Raw genomic sequence first — 19,784 nt, forward strand, 5'->3', positions numbered from 1 at the left:
ATGCTGTCACGAGAAAATCTTCTCGGCGCTATGAAGCGTGTGGAAGCAAATAAAGGAAGCCATGGCGTAGATGGAATGAGCGTAAAATCCTTACGCGAACACATCGTAAGCGTAAAATAGCCCCCACCTACAAATCAAGTGAGAGCTAGCTTATGCTTATTCTACTTAAATACGCGGCAATTCAATGGAATCGACGGTGACCATGGTAAGAACGGCATTAATGCTTCGAGATCATGAGGATCTGACAATTGAGGCAGTTGCTCGAACAGATACTTTAAGTACTGAAACGGATTTAGCTTGTTCTCCTTCGCCGTCTCAATGAGACTATAGATCGCTGCACTCGCCTTAGCACCTCGCGGCGTGTTTGCAAACAGCCAGTTCTTTCTCCCGATGACAAACGGTTTAATCGACCGTTCGCTTCTGTTATTGTCGATTTCGAGTCGTCCATCCTTCAGGAACGCGGTTAGTTTCTCCCATTGGTTCGAGCTGTATGTTATCGCTTGTCCAACCAGGCTTTTAGGTAGCGTCCGCGCTTTTTGCTGGCGAAGCCATGTCGAATAAGCCTCCACGATTGGAAGACTTCGCTTCTGGCGCTCTGCATGTCGTACTTCTGGCGTAGCGTCCTTGAGATCTTGCTCAATGGCAAATAGCGCGTTGCAGTAAGCCAGTCCTTGACCAGCCACCGTTTCCGCAAGCCCCTTTGTCTGTGGTGCTGCTTTGAGCGCCTCATCGTATTTGCGTCTTGCATGCGCCCAGCATCCGACGAGCGTGACAGCGGCAACTTTATGGTAGCCCGCGTAGCCGTCCACATGAAGATAACCCTTAAATCCAGACAAGAAGTTGCGAGGATGCTCGCCACCTCGCGTCTTCTGGTATTCATAAAGCACTGCTGGTGATACGCCGTGTCCGGTGCGGTATAGCCACAAATAGGAGGTAGACTCTGCCGCTTTCCCCGGTTCACGTAGCACCTGCAACGTTGTTTCGTCTGCATGAAGCACTTCCTGCTGGAGCAAGTAGGCTTTCATGGCAGCCACGATGGGCTCGAGCCATTGCTGTGCACCGTAGATCATCCAGTTTGCCATGGTCTGACGAGACAGCGTGTAGCCAAGACGCGTAAACTGCTGCTCTTGCCGATAAAGCGGCATGCCATCCACGTACTTCTGGCTCATGACATAGGCCATACTTGAGGCTGATGCTAGACTGCCAGGGTAAACCGGCTTGGGCATTGGCGCCGTTACAATTGGCGTGTGAATTTCATTGCGTTCGCAGTGCCTGCAACCATAGACCTGCCGCTCATGACGAATGACTTTCACTTGAGCCGGTACAATGGCGATTTCACTGCGCGTCTCGGTGCTCATCTCATGGAGGGTACCGCCGCAACATGCACAGATCTGCTCGCTCTCCGTTAACGAATACGTCACCGTTTCAATTGGCAGTTTGGAGAGATCCTCTTCGCGTTTGCCAGTGGATTTGCGCCGCGCGTACGTAATCTGCTCCGTTGGCACTTCTTGTCCGGCAGGTGTTGCCAGCACTTCGGCTTCGTTGAAGAGATTAAGCTCGATCTGATCTGGATTCGTTTGCTCGCTAGAAGCGCCAAAGCGCTTGTGCTGGGCCAGACGAAACTGCTCCTCGTACCATTTTATCTTAGCGGAGAGCTCAGCAATCTGCTGCTCTTGCTTGGCGTTATGTTGTTGTAGTTGTTCTAAGGTGAGGGATTCCGTTCTATTTTCCATACGTTATAATTTCGGCGTGAAGGGAGCAAAACCTGCCGAAATAGATGGCGATTTGGCGAAGGATGATATTGTTAAATGACCGTAGCGGCGCTGACTTTCGGGTGGGCTTGACGCTGGCTGAGGGAAAGTCCGTCCAGTAGCCACCGGAGCTCGCGGGTTGTAACGGTGACCGGATCTCCGTCGTCTTTAGGCCACTGGAACGTGCTGCGCTCAAGCCTGCGGTAAAACAGCCAGAAGCCGTTATGTTCCCAGTAAAGCATCTTTAACTTGTTGCGTTCCCGGTTGCAAAAAACGAACACGCAGGGAGAAAATGGATTCAGGCCGAGCCCTTCCTGAACGAGAGCGGCGAGACCGTCGATGGATTTTCGTAAATCGGTGCTACCGCAAGCCAAGTAAACCTGACGACTCGTTAATTCGCTTAGCATACGGCCTCCAGCGCTTTCAACACTTCTCGGAGCAGAACGGGATTAAATCCAGCGTCGACCTCAATTACGGCTGCTCCGAGCTTGATTCGAAGACAAGAAGACTGATCCATTTCCTCCATAGCAACTGGAAGAGGAATGAAAGTTGTTGGTTTACGTGCTTTAGAAACCTCGGAAGAACCACTTAATCTTTTCTTCCAACTGTAAAACTGACGACGATCCACGTGATTGGCCTGACACCATCTTGATACTTTCTCTCCACTAGCATGGCAAGCAGCTACGCGCGCTTCCCATTTCTTTTGAACGTCTTCTCTAGACATGAAAAACCCTCCCTGATTGGTGTTCTGGGAGGATTATCTCATCGACGTTGCGAGGAAAGAAGGTGGGGAGGATTTGACGCTTACCAATAGATGTATGTAAACAGCACATCGTTAGCAAAATGTGGACACACATATTCATGCTCATTTATGATTCCTTTAATTTCATTTTTCCTAGCTGTAAAAATCCGATTTGCCTCATTTATTCGTTCTGGATCATGTTTTTGAAACGCAACCGTTACGGGTACACCGACAAAATGCTTCTCTTCTAATTCAACAATCTCCACTTGATTATTCAACATAATCATCTCTCCCATGGATTTACTTTTACATCAAGTTTTCAAAATTGTTTCTGCGAAAGCAACATTTTTTAAAAGACTCGGATATTCTTCAGGTGTTGCGCCGTCTTGTACGCTCCAGCATACTCCCATTGCAGTTTCCACATAAAGGCATTGCTTTATTATGTCGTTTGGAATGTTAAGGTTCTTTTCTAAGGTGCATATTATATCGTTTATTTTCTTATATAAGTCCGGAATTGTTTCATCGCCAAATTCATTTAAAATAAAACGTGGAATGTCAAATACAGGATCGCCTATTACACCTTTAGGGTCGATAATTATATACTCCCCATCATTACCAAGTAAAATATTATCGTGATGAAAGTCTCCATGAAGCAGCATCTTTTGTGAATATAAAGTAGAAACAGATAAACATATATCTTTTGCTTTTTTCATATACAAATATAATTCTTTACAATCTTGTCGCTTGCTCATATATTCTGTTATCCTACCGACCCACTCTGTGTAAGTCGGATATATTTCTGCTTTAGCGGGAGTTATATGCAAGCCTTTATATAGGGAACAAAATACAGATAGTCTTCTATCAAGAGAACTCTCATCCCTTAAAGGATTCCCCGGCCGTACACACTCTTCAAGTATGACGCCCTTTTCAATATCAGCGTTAAAGACTCTGCAAAATCGTCTGCCGTTATATTGACTCAAAGTATTAAACTCTGTAACTATTTCTCCGAAAGAAGGATTACCTATTTTCAGTACTACTCTTCCAAAATTTTCTGAATAGCATATAAAAACTAAGTTTGCAGAATAGGAAGGAACAAATTGAAAAGAGGTTAAAGTCCACTTAACAGCATATTCTTCAATATCCCTCAAAACTTTTTCATAAAAATCTTTACCAAAACGATTAATTATATTTTCGATTTCATTTTGACTGAAGCAATATCGCTTTTTCATTCTTGGGATCTACCTCCACTCCTCGACCTCAATACTTAATGTTCACCAAATACAAGAGAGTTTCCTTTATTTGAGGCCATTCAATCTCCAATCTCCTCTCATGATATATTGGTTACTTATTAAAAAAAACAGACTGACTCATTGCCAATACAAGTGGCATGAACCGGCCTTATTAGATTGGATAATTTTATAAATAGCTTTATTTAATATCAGAATTTATTCAATGATTTCATCAGTCGTACCGTCCTGATCATTATCATACCGATAATGCCAAGTAACAATGCGGGGATCACAAATAAATATACCGCCTACCAATTTAACATTCGGTAGTGTGTTGCAATATTACAAATAAGAGTTACGCAAATACGTGCGGCTGAAGCTTCCGATATTACTGAAATACGTAGCTATCAACTTCGCCGGATCCGTTGCCATCTCTCCACGGAACACGTTGCCGTCATCGCCGTCATCCCAGCCCCAAGCTGCATTGGCCGCATTGTCTTTACCGTTGTCGCCGCTGAACGATCCCCAGCTTGCAAACGTTAAGCTATTGTTCCGTTGTGCCCACAGGCCGCCGCTAGCAAATGTATCGATCAGTTGATATTGTACGGATCTGTCGTTACCTCCAGACGGAACTTCCGCCGTAGTTGTACTCGGATAATAAATGATCCCGTCCCCTCCAGGAAAGCTGCTGCCGTCCCAGGCTTTCAGTCCATGGCCTTTCGCTTCCTGGAACGTCGTTGGACGCGAGTATCCTCCATAGCTTGCCCTTCGAATAGAACCGTCAATGTTCTCCTGCCCGTTTTGGTATGTACTTCCAGACGGTGTGTACGAATAGAAATTGGTATGGAACACGGTTACCATCGCTTCTAATTTTCCGTAGGTTGTCCCGTCTTTTCGGACTACCGTCAAAACGCCTTCCATATCGTTCTCATGCGAGTCCAACCCGAAGTCCTGATAATCGACCCAATCCCGTGGATGAAAAAAGCTGTATACGATATGCCAGTGGGTAGAAGTCTCTACAACCGAAAAGTATACTTTTGCTTTTAAGTTGTTCACATTATCGTCTTGATGTTCCCAGTTGTTCTTGGCGTTCCAATCGCCGTCGTAATTCACTGCGGTGATGTAGTCCGCGTCGTAGTCCGAGCTGTCCGTGTCCTGATAGTGTATCGGCGCCCAACGAGAAGCTAGCTGTAAATCAGTAGGTGCAGCCGAAGCTTTCTCTACCATTACTGCCGGAGGCAAAACCGCCAAACACCACATTACGAGAGACATGGCCAAACTTACCAGCAACAACCTTTTGCCTAATAATGATTTCACTATTGATTCCTCCTCTTTTTTTAGTTCCCCACCCTGTCTCGATTCTCTGTCATCATGAATATAACATTCGAAAAGCGCATTCAAATTATGGCAATGTTAATTGTTTGTATTTCGCAAATAAATAATTATTCATAATGAATAGTATGATATTATCGATATGACAAAATTATTCAAATTGAATAATAAATAATTGCCGATCAACCCTTCATTTGCTATAATACTCAAAAATCGCAAGCGGCTAGGGAAGGGGTAATTTTATTGCACGATACTAGAAGTTTAGACGGCATTAGATTTTTACTAGCCATGTGGGTCTCGTGCGGTCATTTCTTTATCATTGTAGGAGGAAGTAATACGATTGATATCCCTATTCTCTCGAAAATCTTGGCTAATCCAATAATCGCGGTTGACGGGTTTATGATGATAACCGGTTTTTTGATGGCTTATCATTACTTTCTTCGAGAGGCCAAAGAACCTGTCAATGAATTTGCGACGGGAATGAAATTTGTTATTAGAAGATTGTTTAGACTTTATCCTGTCTATCTCATTGCTATTATTTGTGCCACGTTATTAGTGAGCCAAATGTACATCAACAGAGAGGAAATATTGATCTATTTCACTGGTGATTCATTGACGATCTGGGGTGGGGAAAGCAAACATGAAACTCCGACGCCGATCGGGTTTGTATCTCATCTTCTATTCGCCCACGGCATCATCCCAGGTCAGGATAGTACCATTTTATCGGTTGCTTGGAGCTTATCTTTAGAAATGCAATTTTATGTGCTTTTTCCAATTTTGTTCGCTTTGCTTTTCTATAACAAAAGTAAAATCATGATTTTCTCAGTTACTGTGTTAGCAGTAATAATGTCCTTTGTAACGTTAAAGTTTTACACTCATTGGTATGACATGCCGGCACTTTTGATTTTTAAGTTCCCCCTTTTTCTGCTCGGCATGCTTATGGCCGCTGCTTGTTTGAACAAAATGAAGTGGAGTTATTTTTATGTGGCAGCTCTATTGATTTTACCGTTTGAGAGCAAAATGACGATTGTTGCAGCCTTGGCGATTATGATGTTTTTGTTTTTGGATAAGTTAAAAGGCAATTTGAACCCGGCAGTCTTTAGGGTTATATCGTTCTTCAGAAGCGTTTTATCTGGTAAAGCGGCTAAATTAGGCGCGGATATATCTTACTCTCTTTATTTATTTCATATGATTTTGATGCCGTTTGTGATCAAATTTTATATCAATCTAGGACTTTCTAAGTACCAAACGCTTAGTCTATCTTTTGTAACGTTTATCGTATTGTCTATACTTATTTCTTATGTAGGGTACGTTGCAGTAGAAAAGCCGTTTATAAATTTGGGGAAGAAAGTCGTGCGAAGATTAGATGGTTCTAAACCGACCCTGATACCTTCGGCCGCGAGGTCGGAAGTTGGTTCCTGATGCTATCCGAACGAACTTTGCTCGATCGATACCGTTTCTGCCCCGTGTACGTGAGCAAACGATTCAAGCGCTCTATGCACGTTATCGCGAAGACCTTCCGTGAAGTCGATTTCAGGATCGATTTGCAGTAATTGTACCGTCAAGTGGCCTTGTTTTTTATCCAGACGAGGGTCCATTCGACCGATCAAACGGTCGCCTGCCAGAATCGGCATCGCATAGTAACCATACGTACGCTTGACGGCGGGTGTATAGATTTCCCATCTATACTCAAAATCGAACAAGTCCGTCAACCGTTTACGGCTCCATAATAAGTTGTCCAGTGGCGAGAGGAAGCGAATCAATAACTCCTCTTCCCTCTCGATTGCGCGAGTCCTGTCCTCGTCATCGTGTACGGAAAGCCGATCCCTATCCGAAGCTAATATGTAATAAGGCTTGTTCAATCCTGAGACTTCGACCGGCGTAATTTCTCCCGATTTTACGTGCAGATCAATTGCTTCCCGTCGTCCATTTGCGCTTAATCGCTGCCAGCCAAGACGGGGGTCGCTCGGTTCAAATACCCGGTACGCCCGAAAATATTTTTGCATTATCGCTTCAAGCGCTTCAACAGAGTCTATCTTTTCTGCTTGCAGAAGTAGTTCGGCGGGGACGCTGCGCCTAATGACATCAAAAAGACGCTGGTTTCCTTCTCTGCCGACTATTCTAATTTGCGCGGCGTCCGTCAATAAATTCAGCGCATGAGACGTAGCTTTCGTCTTGGCGTTCACGTTATCCCAATACCCGTGTACCCGTTGATCGGATTCGAACGACTTTGCCGTCAGCGGGCCTTCGCTTTCCAGCTTTTGCAGCACTTGCTCGACGATCGGCCGAATATTGTCGATATGGGGCTGAACATGCTGCTTCAGTCTCTGGCGGGTCGGTTCGAAAATGGGGAAATCTTCCATCGGAATGATACATGCCGCGTTCGCCATATATTCGAAAATTTCGTTTTGGCGCAGCAGATCATTCAGAATCTCCGGCTCGTAACCGGCAATTCTTGCCGAAAGGGCCAGATGCTGATTCGGACGCACAGCGGATACCGGGTCGATTTGAACGCATTCCAATTGCCGGATTACGTCCAGCACGCGCTGGCGCATCGCGTCCGCAGAGTTTGCGCGCTTCTCCGGCGGATGAAGTAAAAGCTGCGTCTCCAGCAAAAACCGCCGGAGAGCTCGTTTCGTCGTTTGTATCGGTTTCATCATAACTCCTCCAATTGCTTGTACGAATGGTTATCTTTTCGATTGCTTTCATCTGAGACTAAAGGCAAAGAGATGGTGCAAACCGTACCTTTACCTTTCTCGCTTTCGTAAATGATGCTTCCCTTCATTGCCTCAATGATCCGTACGGCAACGGAAGTGCCTAGGCCTGTACCGCTTTCTTTCGTTGTATAGAACAGTGTCCCGATTCGTTTGATCTCTTCTCGCGTCATCCCTTTGCCTTTGTCAATGATTTTGAGTTGCGCATGGTTACCTTTTAATTCCAGTTTTATTTGTACCAGTGACTTTTCCATTGAAGCTTCTACTGCGTTTTTAATTACATTGACTAATGCTTGCTGCAGTTGAGCTCGATCGGTATGCATATAAATTTGCTCTTCCACTCTGCTATCGAAATGTATTCCTTTATAACTTGCCAATGGCATTAACAGTGTAGTAATACTCTCGATTAAATCGGATAAAGAAAACTTTTCGTATTTGGTCAATTTGGGCTTTGAAAAGTTCAAATAATCATTAATGATTGCCTCTGCTCTTGCAATCTCATCTAACGCAAATTGTAAGTAACTTCGATTTTTCCCCTCGACGATCGTCGCACTCATGAGTTGTAAAAAACCTTGAACAACGGTCAACGGGTTGCGGATTTCATGTGCAATGGATGCGGCGACTTCACCTAAAGTCTTTAGCTTTTCCGCACGTTGAATTTCCTCTTTCATTATAGCTCGTTCATAGTTAAATTCCTGAAGGGTGCAAGATAACCAAGTCCCTAATGTTTGAATCAATCCAAAAAACAAAACGGCCCGGATGGGTTCAAAATCCAAAGGTTTTTCGACTTGATTAAGGTATGTGAATGAAATTAGAATAAGCAGCATCACAATAGAGGGGATTACGGAGATGAGGATCACTGCTCTTATTCGCCGGTATCCGGTTAAGCGGCCGATTTTCTTGGCAAATAATAAAGGCCCCAAAAAAGCCAACGTAATGCTTATATATCCAAACAAAAGGGCATCTCCGCCAAGATAAGTCCGGGTAGCCAAAATCATTAAGTAATTAATGAAACCGGCAAGCGGTCCACCGTACACCGTAGAAATCACAAGCGGGACATATCTGAGCTCCCAGTACAAATCTAGAGCGTAGTAGGAAAAAATCAAACACAGCGCAGACGAAATCCCATACAAAAGCCCTATCGCATAGGGAGATTTGGAGTGCGGCCAACGATCGCCAAACAAGGTGTAGACTAAAACCGGAGCTAACGCGATCAGGACGTTAAGAAATAATTTCTCAAGTAACATAACCTCTTGCGAACCCCTTATATGGTCATTATTCCTACCTCATTCAAAAATACTAAATTTTATGATTGAAAGCTATTGTTTCCTGGTGAACTGAATCGCCCATTTTTCTGATTCAGTTGGAACCAATTATCGCCAAAGCAATACCTTATATAGTCAAATGACTATTTTATATGGAGGTTATCTTATGGATCGTGGATTTTTTCCTGGTGGTGGATTTGGTGGAGGTTTTGGAGGAGGTTTCGGTCGCCCTTTCTTTCGTCCTTTTCGCCATCCCTTCTTCCCTAGACGTTTCTTGTTTCCGTTCTTCTTCTTTTCCCCGTTCTTCTTTCCCTTCTTCAGAGACGGAAAATCGGACGACATGTTATTCGCGCAGCATCAAGCCCAACATGGAGACACGTTGGCCGCGGTAGGCTACAAATATAACATTCCACATACCATTCTAGAGGAGGCCAACCCGCACATCGCGAATCCGAACCAATTAAATCCCGGGGAAATCGTGTACGTACCTCGAATATCTAACATGATTTGCCAGAAGACTTATTCGGAGATGGCGGTTCCCGAAGAGCAAGTTCAGCAAATGATGTACCAGGGACAGCAAGCATAAGCAAAATCACCCTGCATGCTGCCAAATCGGCAATTTGCAGGGTGATTTTTACTCTCGGCTTTTACCGGAAAGACTGTTATCGAACATGTCGATGATGAACAAGAAATGTTCTGCTTCTCGGAACACATGATCCGCCAATAATGGATGAATGATGCTCTTTATTCGACAGGCTTCAATTAAATCTCGAGCTGTTTGCTTAAAGTCGCGAAGCGATTTAACGGAAACCCTGTTCTGATCAAGGAATTGGTCGAGGAGCGGAACCGTTTGTGACTGAGGGCGCATGGAATCCAAGTCCTTCGCTTGGAATAACAATTGATCGAATTCATGGCTGAAGTTATTCGCTTGCTCTACTAGCTTCCTTTCGGAAGGGTCCAGCAGATGACTGATGAACTTGGCATGATCAGCCATGATTCTCAGGAAAAATACGTTCTCATCGATTATGGCGTCAGGCAGCGGTTCCAATCTCCCTAAATTTAACTCCATTAAGCGATTTCTGAAGTAATTTGCTTCCCTGCTCACGTGATCAACCAATAACGGGAAGTTGTTGCCACCGGGAAGCTGGCACGTCAGTATCAACCCAAGTACTTTTCTCTTGAAAGCCCATATATAAGAAACTGCATTATGGACTTCTTCATTAAACCTTCTGATCACGGCGGGATCTGATTCAAACGGATAGGCATTTGCTCTATTTTCGATTGCTTCAAAGACGGCAAAAAACTGATTAGCCTCATTAATTAATTGCGTATCTTCACATCGGAACCCAAGTTTTAGAAATAAGGAATGTTCCTTCATAATCCGTGACCAAAACCTTACTTCTTCTAATGAACGTGCTACAAACTCGTCTGACATCAGCACTCCTCCTCTGGTATCCTCTCTTATCAATACCGTATGAGTGGGTGCTTGGACATATGTCCTAAGTGCAGGTTTAATTCGAGGATCGACTAATCATATGAAGCGAAAGCTGTCACTGAAAGGGACAAGCGTAGTTCCCAGCCAAAAAATGTTGAATTATAGCGAATAGAAAATAGTGCCGTACGCACTTCCATTATTACCCATATGGTTTACTATTAAGAGTACAACTTGTAAGTGGTGAATCCTGCTTTTCATAAAAAGGAGGAAGCTGTTATGGATGTATTTCAAACTCTATCGATTATGTTTGCTTTTGGGTTGTTTATACTCACATTGTTAACTTATATTGATAAGAGGAAATAATCCGCCGCTCTAGTTTGGATTAAATCCGTACTAAGAACTATCACCATTTACAAGTTGTCTTACCTTTTTAGTAAATAACGGTTTCTTGATCGTATCGCTCCAAATATTGTTTCACGCGGCGCATAAAATGCCCGCAAACCACGCCATCCAATATACGATGGTCAAGAGATAGGCAAAGATTGGCCATGGATCGGATCGCAATCATATCCCTCTGAATCACGACGGGTTTACGGACAATCGTTTCGAAGGTGATGATTGCCGCCTGCGGATAGTTGATAAGAGGAAAGGATTGCAAGGAACCGAAAGCCCCGGTGTTGTTAAAAGTAAAGGTACCTCCTTGCATATCGGAAATCGTTAATTTGCCGCTTCTAGCCCGTTTGACCAAGTCGTCTAGTTCGATAGCCAGACCGGCAATCGTCTTTCGGTCCGCGTTGCGTATGACGGGAGTGACTACGGATTCCTCGGAGCCTATCGCAATGGAAACATGAATCTCTTTCTTGATAATGATATTGTCCGTAGACCATGTAGAATTGAGAATCGGATAATCCTTAATGGCATTAACAACTGCTTTCAACACGAAAGGGGTAACCGTCAGCCGTATCCCTTCCTTCTCCGCGAAACGGTCTTTCCACTTTTGTTGCAAATCAACAAGATGACTTACATCCGCCTCGATCGTTAACCAAGCATGAGGTATTTCCGACACGCTCTGATGCATGCGCGTAGCGATCAGCTTTCTTACAGGTGTGACCGGCAGGAGTTGATCGTCTGGACCCCGGCTGCTTGCCGGCTCTTTGCGCTCTTGAGCAGCGGGGACACTGGTAGCCTTTGTGAAGCCTGCGGCGATAACCTCGTTCTTGCCGGCGCTGTATTCCGGAGGAGTCGCGGGTTGTATGTTCATGCCGTCCCGAACATAAGCGAGGACGTCCTTCCGATTAATTCTACCGCCCAGCGAGGTGCCTTTGACCTTACGCAAATCGATCCGATGCTCTTCCGCAAGACGCATAACGGCTGGAGAATAACGGGTGCTCAGATCGGGCTCATCTCTGTACCTTCCCTCGGTAACAATGGACTTGGAGGGATCCGAGACAATCGGCGTCTGTGCTTCCGGCTCCCTAATCAGACAGATGGGAGCGCCGACATCGGCGGTTTCCCCTTCCTGCACCAAGATGCGGATCAGCGTTCCTTCCATGGGCGAAGGCATTTCCACGTTTACTTTATCCGTATTCAGCTCGCATAGGACCTCGTATTCCTTCACGTAATCCCCCGGCTCCTTCAACCATCTGCCAAGGGTAGCCGAAACCAGGCTTTCGGCCAAATGCGGTATCGTAACCTCGCTAAGCCGCTCCTCCTCGTTATGCATCTTTGCAATCCCCCTAACCGAAATCGAAGCTAGCAAATCTCCATCCTACATTTCCGCAAGGCGGCGCATCGCTTCTTTCAAGGTATCTACGTTGGGCAGGAAAAACTTCTCGAGAGTAGGCGCCATTCCTACCGCTGGAACATCGGGCGGACAAAAACGCAGGATGGGAGCATCCAACTGATACAGCAAATGTTCGGCAATAATGGCGGCGATTTCAGCTCCGATTCCCCCTGTTTTGTTATCCTCGTGAACGATCAAGATTCTGCCCGTTTTCGCCGTTGCTTCGAAAATCGCGGATTGATCAAGCGGATGCAGGGTACGCAAATCCAGCACATGTACGCTGATCCCCTCCTTCTCCAGCTGCTCTGCTGCTTTAAGCGCTAGATGAACCGCCATTCCATAGGCAATTACGGTGATATCGTCCCCTTCTCGCTTGACTGCTGCTTTGCCGATAGGGACCGTATAGTCCTCATCGGGTACATCGTCGGATATATACAGATAGCATTTTTTGTGCTCGAAATAGAGAACGGGATCGTCGTCCCGCACCGACGCCTTCAATAGTCCCTTGGCGTCATAAGCCGTAGACGGTGCAACGATCTTAAGACCCGGCGTTCCGAAGAATACCGATTCGGGGCACTGAGAATGGTAGAGTCCGCCTCCGCCCGTCGCCCCGTAAGGAACGCGGATCACGATCGGACAAAACCAATCGTTGTTCGATCGGTACCTGATTTTCGCCGCTTCGCTTATAATTTGATTGGTAGCCGGGAAGATGAAATCGGCAAACTGGATTTCGGCGATCGGCCTCATGCCCACCATGGCCGCACCAATGGCAACTCCGACGATCGCGGATTCGGAGAGCGGCGTGTCGAGTACCCTCCGTTCACCGAAGCGATCCCGCATTCCTTTGGTCGCATTCAATACGCCGCCTTTGCCGACATCCTCCCCAAGCACGAAAACACCTTCATCGCGCTGCATTTCCTCGCTCATCCCGGCGCGTATCGCTTCCAAATAGGTTAGGATAGCCATCATGCACCACCATCCTTAGCGTAAACATGCCGCAGCGCGCTCTCGGGCTCCGGGTAGGGGGCTTTGTCGGCGTATTTGGCCGCCTCGTTCACTTCTCTCATGACGTCTTCGTTCACCGATCGGTCGAGCTCTTCGTTCAGAACGCCGCATTCGAACAAATAACGGCGGAAGCTCTCGATGCCGTCCTGCTCCTTATGGTATTCCACCTCGTCCCTCGTCCGGTACTGCATATCGTCGTCCGCGGTGGAATGCGGCGGTATGCGGTACATCATCGCTTCGATTAACGTCGGTCCAGCCCCGCGAAGGGCTCTATTTCTCGCCTCTTTGACTGCGCCGTAAACCTCGAGCGCATCGTTGCCGTCCACTCGAACGCCGGGAAACCCGTATCCGGCCGCGCGGTCGACGATCCGCCCCGCCACTTGCCGATGGGCCGGAATGGAAATCGCATATTGATTATTTTCGCACATGAAGATGACGGGCAGCTTGAATATACCGGCAAAATTAAAGCCTTCATGCACGTCGCCTTGATTGCTGGATCCTTCCCCGAAGGTGACGAACGCGACGCGATCTTCTTGTTTCATTACCGCGGCCAAGGCAATACCTACGGCATGCGGAACCTGGGTGGAGACGGGACTCGAGCCCGTTACGATATGATGCTTGCGGTATCCGAAATGCCCGGGCATCTGCCTGCCCCCGTTGATGTCCTCCCCTTTTAGGAACGTGGCGAGCATCAGCTCCCGAACCGTCATTCCAACGGAAAGAACCAAGGCGTAGTCGCGATAATAGGGGAGAAAATAGTCGTGCTGCTTTTCCAAGGCGAACGCCGCGGCCACCTGCGCGGTTTCTTGGCCTATGCTGGAGATATGAAAAGCGGTTTTTCCCGAGCGTTGAATAAGCGTGGCGCGCTCGTCGAATTTTCTCGCTGTCAACATGAGGGTGTACATGCTCAATACCTGCGCGTCCGTTAACCCTAGCTGCTGGTGCTTGGCAAGATGCGGAGTCGACAAAGGAAACCCTCCTCTTCCAGGCTACATGTTCCTGCGATATTGTCCGCCTACCTCATAGAGGGCGTGCGTGATTTGACCTAAGCTTGCCACTTTAACCGTCTCCATCAGCTCGGCAAAGATGTTGCCGCCTTCCAAGGCGATCTGCTGTAATCTGGCCAAGGCGGCAGGTGCCACCGTCTGGTTCCGCCTATGGAAATCTCTCAGATTCGTCAGCTGCTGCTCCTTCTCTTGGAGCGTTGACCGCGCCAGAGGGATATTCAGCTCGTCTCCGGTCGGCCGATTCGGATTGCGAAACGTATTCACGCCGATAATCGGCAGCTCTCCGCTATGCTTTTTCGTTTCGTACAGCATGGATTCGTCCTGGATTTTACCCCTTTGATACTGAGATTCCATCGCGCCTAACACTCCGCCCCTGTCGCTTATACGCTCCAGCTCTTGCAGTACCGCCTCTTCTACCAAATCGGTCAGCTCGTCAATCGCGAAAGAACCCTGAAGCATGTTCTCGCTCGTCGCCAGACCAAGCTCCTTCGTGATGATCAGTTGAATGGCCATCGCCCTGCGCACCGATTCCTCCGTCGGAGTCGTGATCGCTTCGTCGTAAGAATTCGTATGAAGCGAGTTGCAATTATCCAGTATCGCCATAAGCGCCTGAAGCGTCGTTCGGATATCGTTAAAATCGATTTCCTGCGCGTGCAGCGAACGTCCGGAGGTTTGGATATGATACTTCAGCTTTTGGCTGCGCTCATTGGCCTTGTATTTGAGCTTCATGACCGTTGCCCATATTCTCCGAGCCACGCGCCCGATGACGGTATATTCCGGATCCAGCCCGTTGCTGAAGAAGAACGATAGGTTAGGGGCGAACTCGTCGATGTTCATGCCCCGCGACAAGTAATACTCGACGTAGGTGAACCCGTTGGCCAGCGTAAACGCCAACTGCGAGATCGGATTCGCGCCGGCCTCGGCGATATGGTATCCCGAGATGGACACCGAGTAGTAATTGCGAACGTCATGATCGATAAAATATTGCTGAATATCGCCCATCATGCGTAGCGCAAACTCCGTGGAAAAAATGCAGGTGTTCTGCCCCTGGTCTTCCTTCAATATGTCGGCCTGAACGGTTCCCCTTACCGTTCCAAGGGTTTCTCTGCGAACGCGTTCCGCTTCCTCCGGCGCAGGCGTTCTTTTTTGTTCCTGACTGAACCGTTTCATCTGAAATTCGATTGCGGTATTCATATACATCGCGAGCAGTACCGGAGCGGGACCGTTGATGGTCATGGATACCGACGTCATCGAATGGCAGAGATCGAATCCCGCGTACAGCTTTTTCATATCGTCCAAAGTACAGATGCTGACGCCGCTTTCGCCGATTTTTCCATAGATGTCGGGCCGTTCGTCGGGGTTTTCTCCGTACAAGGTTACGGAATCGAACGCGGTGCTCAATCGTTTGGCCTGATCGTTCTGCGACAAATAGTGAAAACGAAGGTTGGTTCGCTCCGGCGTTCCTTCCCCCGCAAACTGGCGCTTCGGGTCTTCCTCCTTGCGCTTGAAGGGAAAGACGCCCGCCGTATACGGGAACTCTCCAGGAACATTTTCGCGGTACATCCAGCGTACAAGATCGCCCCAATCGCGGAATTTCGGCAGGCTTACTTTGGGGATGTCCAAGCCTGACAAGCTTCGAGTCGTAAGCTCCGTTACGACTTCTTTGTCCCGAACCCGGGAAACAAAGGTGTTTCCGGTATAACTGCGCAGCAGCTCCGGCCATCTTGCGAGCAGGTCCCGAGTTGTCTTCTGCATATGGTTCTCGTACATTTCCTTAAGCCGTTCCAGCGCCGAAAGGCTCTCAACCGCTCCTTGCTCCCGTCGCAACGCTTGGATTGTTCCTTCTATTCGGTAGCAAGAGCTGGCCAGCTCGGCTTCGCTTTCAACGAAAGATCGATAGCTCCTTGCCGTATGCGCGATTTCACCCAAATAGCGGGTTCGGTCAATCGGAATAATGACATGAATGTTAGAGCTAAGGACGGATGAATAGTCGGGGAGCGGCCACTGCAGCGAGAGCTTGCGATTCATGATTTCGATAAGCGCCGCGAACAACGCGTTAACTCCGGCATCGTTGAACTGGCTGGCCATCGTTCCATATACGGGCATCGTTTCAAACGGAACATCTAATAAGCCGCGATTTCTTTGAACTTGTTTTTTCACGTCGCGAAGGGCATCCTCCGAACCTCTGCGCTCGAACTTATTGATCGCGATCAGATCGGCATAATCGATCATATCGATCTTCTCGAGCTGGGTAGGCGCGCCGAATTCGCTCGTCATCACATAGACGGATAAGTCTGCGATTTCCGTAATCCGGTGATCCCCTTGCCCGATCCCGCTCGTTTCCACCAAGATCAGATCGAAACCTGCCGCCTTCAACACGGCGATCGCGTGACTGATCGCGTTCGACAGCTCATGGCCCGAGCCTCTCGTGGCCAGGCTTCGCATATACACCCGGCCGGAGTGAACGGCGTTCATTCGCATTCGATCCCCTAGCAGGGCGCCTCCGGTCCGCTTTTTGGTCGGATCAACCGATAGGATAGCCATCGTCTTATTCGGATAGTGCCGAAGAAAGCGCCGAACCCATTCGTCGGCTAGAGTGCTTTTGCCGGCTCCTCCGGTACCGGTAAGTCCAATGACCGGACAGTCTGCGGTATCGGATTCGGCGAATAAGTTCTGACCTGTATTTTCGGCAACCGTAATACATTGGGCAATATACCGCTGTTCCTTGCGAATGGCAGTATTGGAGTCCGGTACAAAGCCGGAAACCGTAGAGAAATCGCACTCTTGCATCATGGCGTCGATCATGCCCTGCAAGCCGAGCTCCCTTCCGTCTTCCGGCGAGAAGATGCGGGCAACGCCGTAATTCTGAAGCAAGGCGATCTCCGAAGGGAGAATCACTCCGCCTCCTCCGCCGTAAACGCGGATATCGGATGCACCTCTCTCCCTTAATAAATCGATCATATATTTGAAATATTCGACATGTCCGCCTTGATAGGAAGAAACGGCGATGCCCTGCACGTCTTCTTGGATGGCGGCTTGAACGACTTCATCCACCGAACGGTTATGTCCGAGATGAACGACTTCCGCCCCGCTTGCCTGAAGGATCCGCCGCATAATGTTGATCGAGACGTCGTGTCCGTCGAACAAGGCGGATGCGGTGATGAACCTCACTTTGTGCTTCGAACGCGCCTTCGTATCCGTTCCCACGGAAGCCCCCGCCTTTCTCAGTCTGCCAGCAGCATTCGAGAAATGATAAGACGCTGGATTTCGTTCGTCCCTTCGTAGATCTGCGTGATTTTGGCATCCCGCATATAACGTTCAACCGGGAAATCCTTCGTATAGCCGTATCCTCCGAAAATTTGCACGGCTTCCACCGTCACCTCCATCGCGGTATCCCCGGCATAAAGCTTGGCAAAAGCCGATTCCTTGCCATAACTCAATCCTTGGCTTTCTCTCCAGGCTGCTTGATAGGTCAGCAGTCTTGCCGCTTCGATCTTGGTGGCCATATCGGCAATCTTGAAGGCAATCGCCTGCTGCTGAGCGATCGGCTTGCCGAACTGCTTGCGCGCTTTCGCATAAGCGATCGAGGCATCAAGCGCCCCTTGGGCAATCCCGACGGCTTGGGCCGCAATGCCGTTTCTACCTCCATCCAGCGTCATCATGGCGATTTTGAAGCCTTCTCCTTCCTTCCCGAGCAAATTGTCCGCAGGGATGCGGCATTCTTCGAAAATAATCTCCATCGTCGGAGACGAGCGAATGCCCATTTTTCTTTCCTTTTTGCCGAAGGAAAATCCCGGAGTCCCTTTTTCAACAATAAAAGCACTGCAGCCCTTTTGTTTTTGCTGCGGATCCGTCAATGCGAACACGACATAAATCTCCGCATCGCCCGCATTCGTAATAAAGACCTTGGAGCCGTTCAAAATATAGTGATCCCCGTCCCGTCTCGCCGTCGTTCTCATCGAGGCGGCATCGGAGCCGGACTGGCTTTCGGTCAAGCCGTAAGCCCCAAGCTTCTTCCCTTCTGCCATCGGACGCAAAAACCGTTGCTTCTGCTCCTCCGTGCCGAAATTATATATCGGCCACCCCGCGAGCGAGATGTGCGCCGATAACGTAACGCCCGTGGAAGCGCATACGCGCGACAATTCTTCAACGGCCAACACATAGGTCACATAGTCGGCCCCAAGCCCGCCGTAGAATTCGGGCCACGGTATGCCGGTCAATCCGAGCTCGCCCATTTTATCGAACAAGATCCGGTCAAAGCGTTCCTCCTCATCCCGGATTGCGGCGCTCGGCTCGATTTCGTGCCGAGCGAAATCGCGCACGACCGAACGAATCATGGCCTGATCATCCGATAAAAAGAAGTCCATTGTATATCTCCCTTCTTAACCTTTGCCGACCTTCCGTCGCGGGTTCATTTAATGGGAGGATGCAAATTCCGCGGACCAGTATAGTGAACGCGAGGCCTGAAAAGCCGGTTATTCCCGTGCTGTTCCATCACGTGCGCGCTTATTCCGATCGTACGTGCCGCTAGAAAGACGGGCGTAAATAAATCGATCGGGATGCCCAGCAAATGAAAGACGGGAGCGGCGTAATAATCCAAGTTCGGATAGAGGTTTTTCTCCCGTTTCATCACTTGTTCTCCGGCCACGCATCGATCGTAGAGCTCCTGCGCGTTTTTCTCCGCCGCCAATTCAGCCAATGCCTCTTTCATGAGCAGAGCGCGCGGATCTGCCTTTCTCATGTATACCCGGTGTCCAAAGCCCATAATGCGTTCCTTTTGCGATAGCTTCTTAAGCATTAACCTTTCAAGATCAGCTTCCGTTTGCGCCTCCAGTAACATGTACATGACCGCCTCGTTCGCACCGCCGTGCAAGGTACCTTTCAGCGAAGCAACGGCGCCGGTCAAAGCTCCGTAGAGATCGGACTGCGTGGAGGCGATCACCCTGGCGGCGAACGTAGAGTTCGGTAATTCATGCTCGCTGTAAGCGATCAGGGATTGATCGAATACTTCTTCTTCCATGAGTGTCGGCACGTTCCCGGTAATCATATAAAGAAAATTAGATACGTAGGAGAGATCCTTGCGCGGTTCAATTAAGGGTTGGTTGTTGGTGGCCTGAAACCCGTTCGCCACGATTTGCGGCACTTTCGCCAGAAGGCGAATCGCTTTATGAGTATTGGCATCATTGGAACGATCGTCCAATTCTTCATCGTAACTCGCTATGGCCGATATACCCGTTCGGAGAACATCCATCATATTCGCTTGCTCGGGAAGCAACTGCAATATCGATTGAATATTCCGAGGCAATCCGTATTCCGATTTGATTTTTACTTCTAATAATCGTCGTTCTTCCGGAGTCGGCAGCGCGCCATCCAGAAGCAGCCCCGCGATGTCCAAGTAAGTCGCATTGTTTGCTAGCTCGATCAAGTCATAACCGCGCAGTACGATTTCTTCCTTCTCGACATCCAGGTATGAAATGGCCGTCTCGTTCGCAATCACGTTCTCAAGTCCAGGTACGCTCAT

General features: G+C 48.2%; 18 protein-coding genes. 3 read left to right on the forward strand and 15 right to left on the reverse strand.

Annotation, left to right across the window (positions count from 1 at the left end; genetic code table 11):
* Positions 1-161: 161 nt before the first annotated feature.
* From tnpC to E2980_RS11625, 6 genes are all read right to left on the reverse strand, one after another.
* Complete coding sequence (tnpC, locus tag E2980_RS11600) at positions 162-1,733, reverse strand: IS66 family transposase (protein WP_135152342.1); 1,572 nt, start codon at positions 1,731-1,733, stop codon at positions 162-164.
* A gap of 71 nt (positions 1,734-1,804) precedes the next feature.
* Positions 1,805-2,158: an IS66 family insertion sequence element accessory protein TnpB gene (tnpB, locus tag E2980_RS11605; RefSeq protein ID WP_135152343.1), complete on the reverse strand. Its 354-nt coding sequence runs from the start codon at positions 2,156-2,158 to the stop codon at positions 1,805-1,807.
* A complete protein-coding gene (gene tnpA, locus E2980_RS11610) occupies positions 2,152-2,475 on the reverse strand; it encodes an IS66 family insertion sequence element accessory protein TnpA (RefSeq protein ID WP_135152344.1) in 324 nt (107 codons plus the stop codon). The genes tnpB and tnpA overlap by 7 nt, the downstream gene beginning before the upstream one ends.
* A gap of 80 nt (positions 2,476-2,555) precedes the next feature.
* Positions 2,556-2,774, reverse strand: a complete 219-nt coding sequence (locus E2980_RS11615; RefSeq protein ID WP_135152345.1) for a hypothetical protein — start codon at positions 2,772-2,774, stop codon at positions 2,556-2,558.
* 30 nt (positions 2,775-2,804) lie between these two features.
* Complete coding sequence (locus E2980_RS11620; RefSeq protein ID WP_135152346.1) at positions 2,805-3,722, reverse strand: aminoglycoside phosphotransferase family protein; 918 nt, start codon at positions 3,720-3,722, stop codon at positions 2,805-2,807.
* A gap of 342 nt (positions 3,723-4,064) precedes the next feature.
* On the reverse strand, positions 4,065-5,039 hold the full coding sequence (locus tag E2980_RS11625; RefSeq protein WP_240702997.1) for a hypothetical protein: 975 nt from the start codon (positions 5,037-5,039) through the stop codon (positions 4,065-4,067).
* Positions 5,040-5,297: 258 nt separating this feature from the next.
* Here E2980_RS11625 and E2980_RS11630 point away from each other — a divergent pair, with 258 nt between their 5' ends.
* Positions 5,298-6,476, forward strand: coding sequence for an acyltransferase family protein (locus E2980_RS11630; RefSeq protein WP_135152347.1), 1,179 nt, complete (start codon positions 5,298-5,300; stop codon positions 6,474-6,476).
* A 2-nt stretch (positions 6,477-6,478) separates the two neighbouring features.
* On the opposite strand, the gene E2980_RS11635 is transcribed toward E2980_RS11630, so the two are convergent.
* Both E2980_RS11635 and E2980_RS11640 read right to left on the reverse strand, forming a co-directional pair.
* Positions 6,479-7,711, reverse strand: coding sequence for a winged helix-turn-helix domain-containing protein (locus E2980_RS11635; protein WP_135152348.1), 1,233 nt, complete (start codon positions 7,709-7,711; stop codon positions 6,479-6,481).
* Positions 7,711-9,015: a sensor histidine kinase gene (locus tag E2980_RS11640; protein WP_135152349.1), complete on the reverse strand. Its 1,305-nt coding sequence runs from the start codon at positions 9,013-9,015 to the stop codon at positions 7,711-7,713. The genes E2980_RS11635 and E2980_RS11640 overlap by 1 nt, the downstream gene beginning before the upstream one ends.
* Before the next feature lie 184 nt (positions 9,016-9,199).
* On the opposite strand from E2980_RS11640, the gene E2980_RS11645 reads away from it, so the two are divergent.
* Positions 9,200-9,619, forward strand: coding sequence for a LysM peptidoglycan-binding domain-containing protein (locus tag E2980_RS11645; RefSeq protein ID WP_135152350.1), 420 nt, complete (start codon positions 9,200-9,202; stop codon positions 9,617-9,619).
* Positions 9,620-9,667: 48 nt separating this feature from the next.
* On the opposite strand, the gene E2980_RS11650 is transcribed toward E2980_RS11645, so the two are convergent.
* Positions 9,668-10,468: a DUF2935 domain-containing protein gene (locus tag E2980_RS11650; RefSeq protein WP_205699962.1), complete on the reverse strand. Its 801-nt coding sequence runs from the start codon at positions 10,466-10,468 to the stop codon at positions 9,668-9,670.
* 276 nt (positions 10,469-10,744) lie between these two features.
* Between E2980_RS11650 and E2980_RS11655 the strand changes: the two genes are divergently transcribed.
* A complete protein-coding gene (locus tag E2980_RS11655) occupies positions 10,745-10,831 on the forward strand; it encodes a putative holin-like toxin (RefSeq protein ID WP_135152432.1) in 87 nt (28 codons plus the stop codon).
* Positions 10,832-10,898: 67 nt separating this feature from the next.
* Here the strand turns inward: E2980_RS11655 and E2980_RS11660 are convergent, their stop codons facing one another.
* From E2980_RS11660 to mmgD, 6 genes are read right to left on the reverse strand one after another with little or no spacing between them, the layout of a single operon-like run.
* Positions 10,899-12,191, reverse strand: a complete 1,293-nt coding sequence (locus tag E2980_RS11660) for a dihydrolipoamide acetyltransferase family protein (protein ID WP_135152351.1) — start codon at positions 12,189-12,191, stop codon at positions 10,899-10,901.
* A 45-nt stretch (positions 12,192-12,236) separates the two neighbouring features.
* Positions 12,237-13,217 carry an alpha-ketoacid dehydrogenase subunit beta gene (locus E2980_RS11665; protein ID WP_135152433.1) on the reverse strand — a complete coding sequence of 327 codons (981 nt, stop codon included), beginning with the start codon at positions 13,215-13,217 and terminating at the stop codon, positions 12,237-12,239.
* The gene (locus tag E2980_RS11670) at positions 13,217-14,224 is read right to left on the reverse strand and encodes a thiamine pyrophosphate-dependent dehydrogenase E1 component subunit alpha (protein WP_276322267.1); all 1,008 of its coding nucleotides are present in this window, start codon (positions 14,222-14,224) and stop codon (positions 13,217-13,219) included. The genes E2980_RS11665 and E2980_RS11670 overlap by 1 nt, the downstream gene beginning before the upstream one ends.
* A 21-nt stretch (positions 14,225-14,245) precedes the next feature.
* Positions 14,246-17,470, reverse strand: coding sequence for a fused isobutyryl-CoA mutase/GTPase IcmF (gene icmF / locus E2980_RS11675; RefSeq protein ID WP_135152352.1), 3,225 nt, complete (start codon positions 17,468-17,470; stop codon positions 14,246-14,248).
* A gap of 17 nt (positions 17,471-17,487) precedes the next feature.
* The gene (locus E2980_RS11680) at positions 17,488-18,630 is read right to left on the reverse strand and encodes an acyl-CoA dehydrogenase (protein WP_135152353.1); all 1,143 of its coding nucleotides are present in this window, start codon (positions 18,628-18,630) and stop codon (positions 17,488-17,490) included.
* A gap of 44 nt (positions 18,631-18,674) precedes the next feature.
* Positions 18,675-19,784, reverse strand: a complete 1,110-nt coding sequence (mmgD, locus tag E2980_RS11685) for a citrate synthase (RefSeq protein WP_135152354.1) — start codon at positions 19,782-19,784, stop codon at positions 18,675-18,677.

Source organism: Cohnella luojiensis, assembly GCF_004564235.1.
GTDB lineage: Bacteria > Bacillota > Bacilli > Paenibacillales > Paenibacillaceae > Cohnella > Cohnella luojiensis.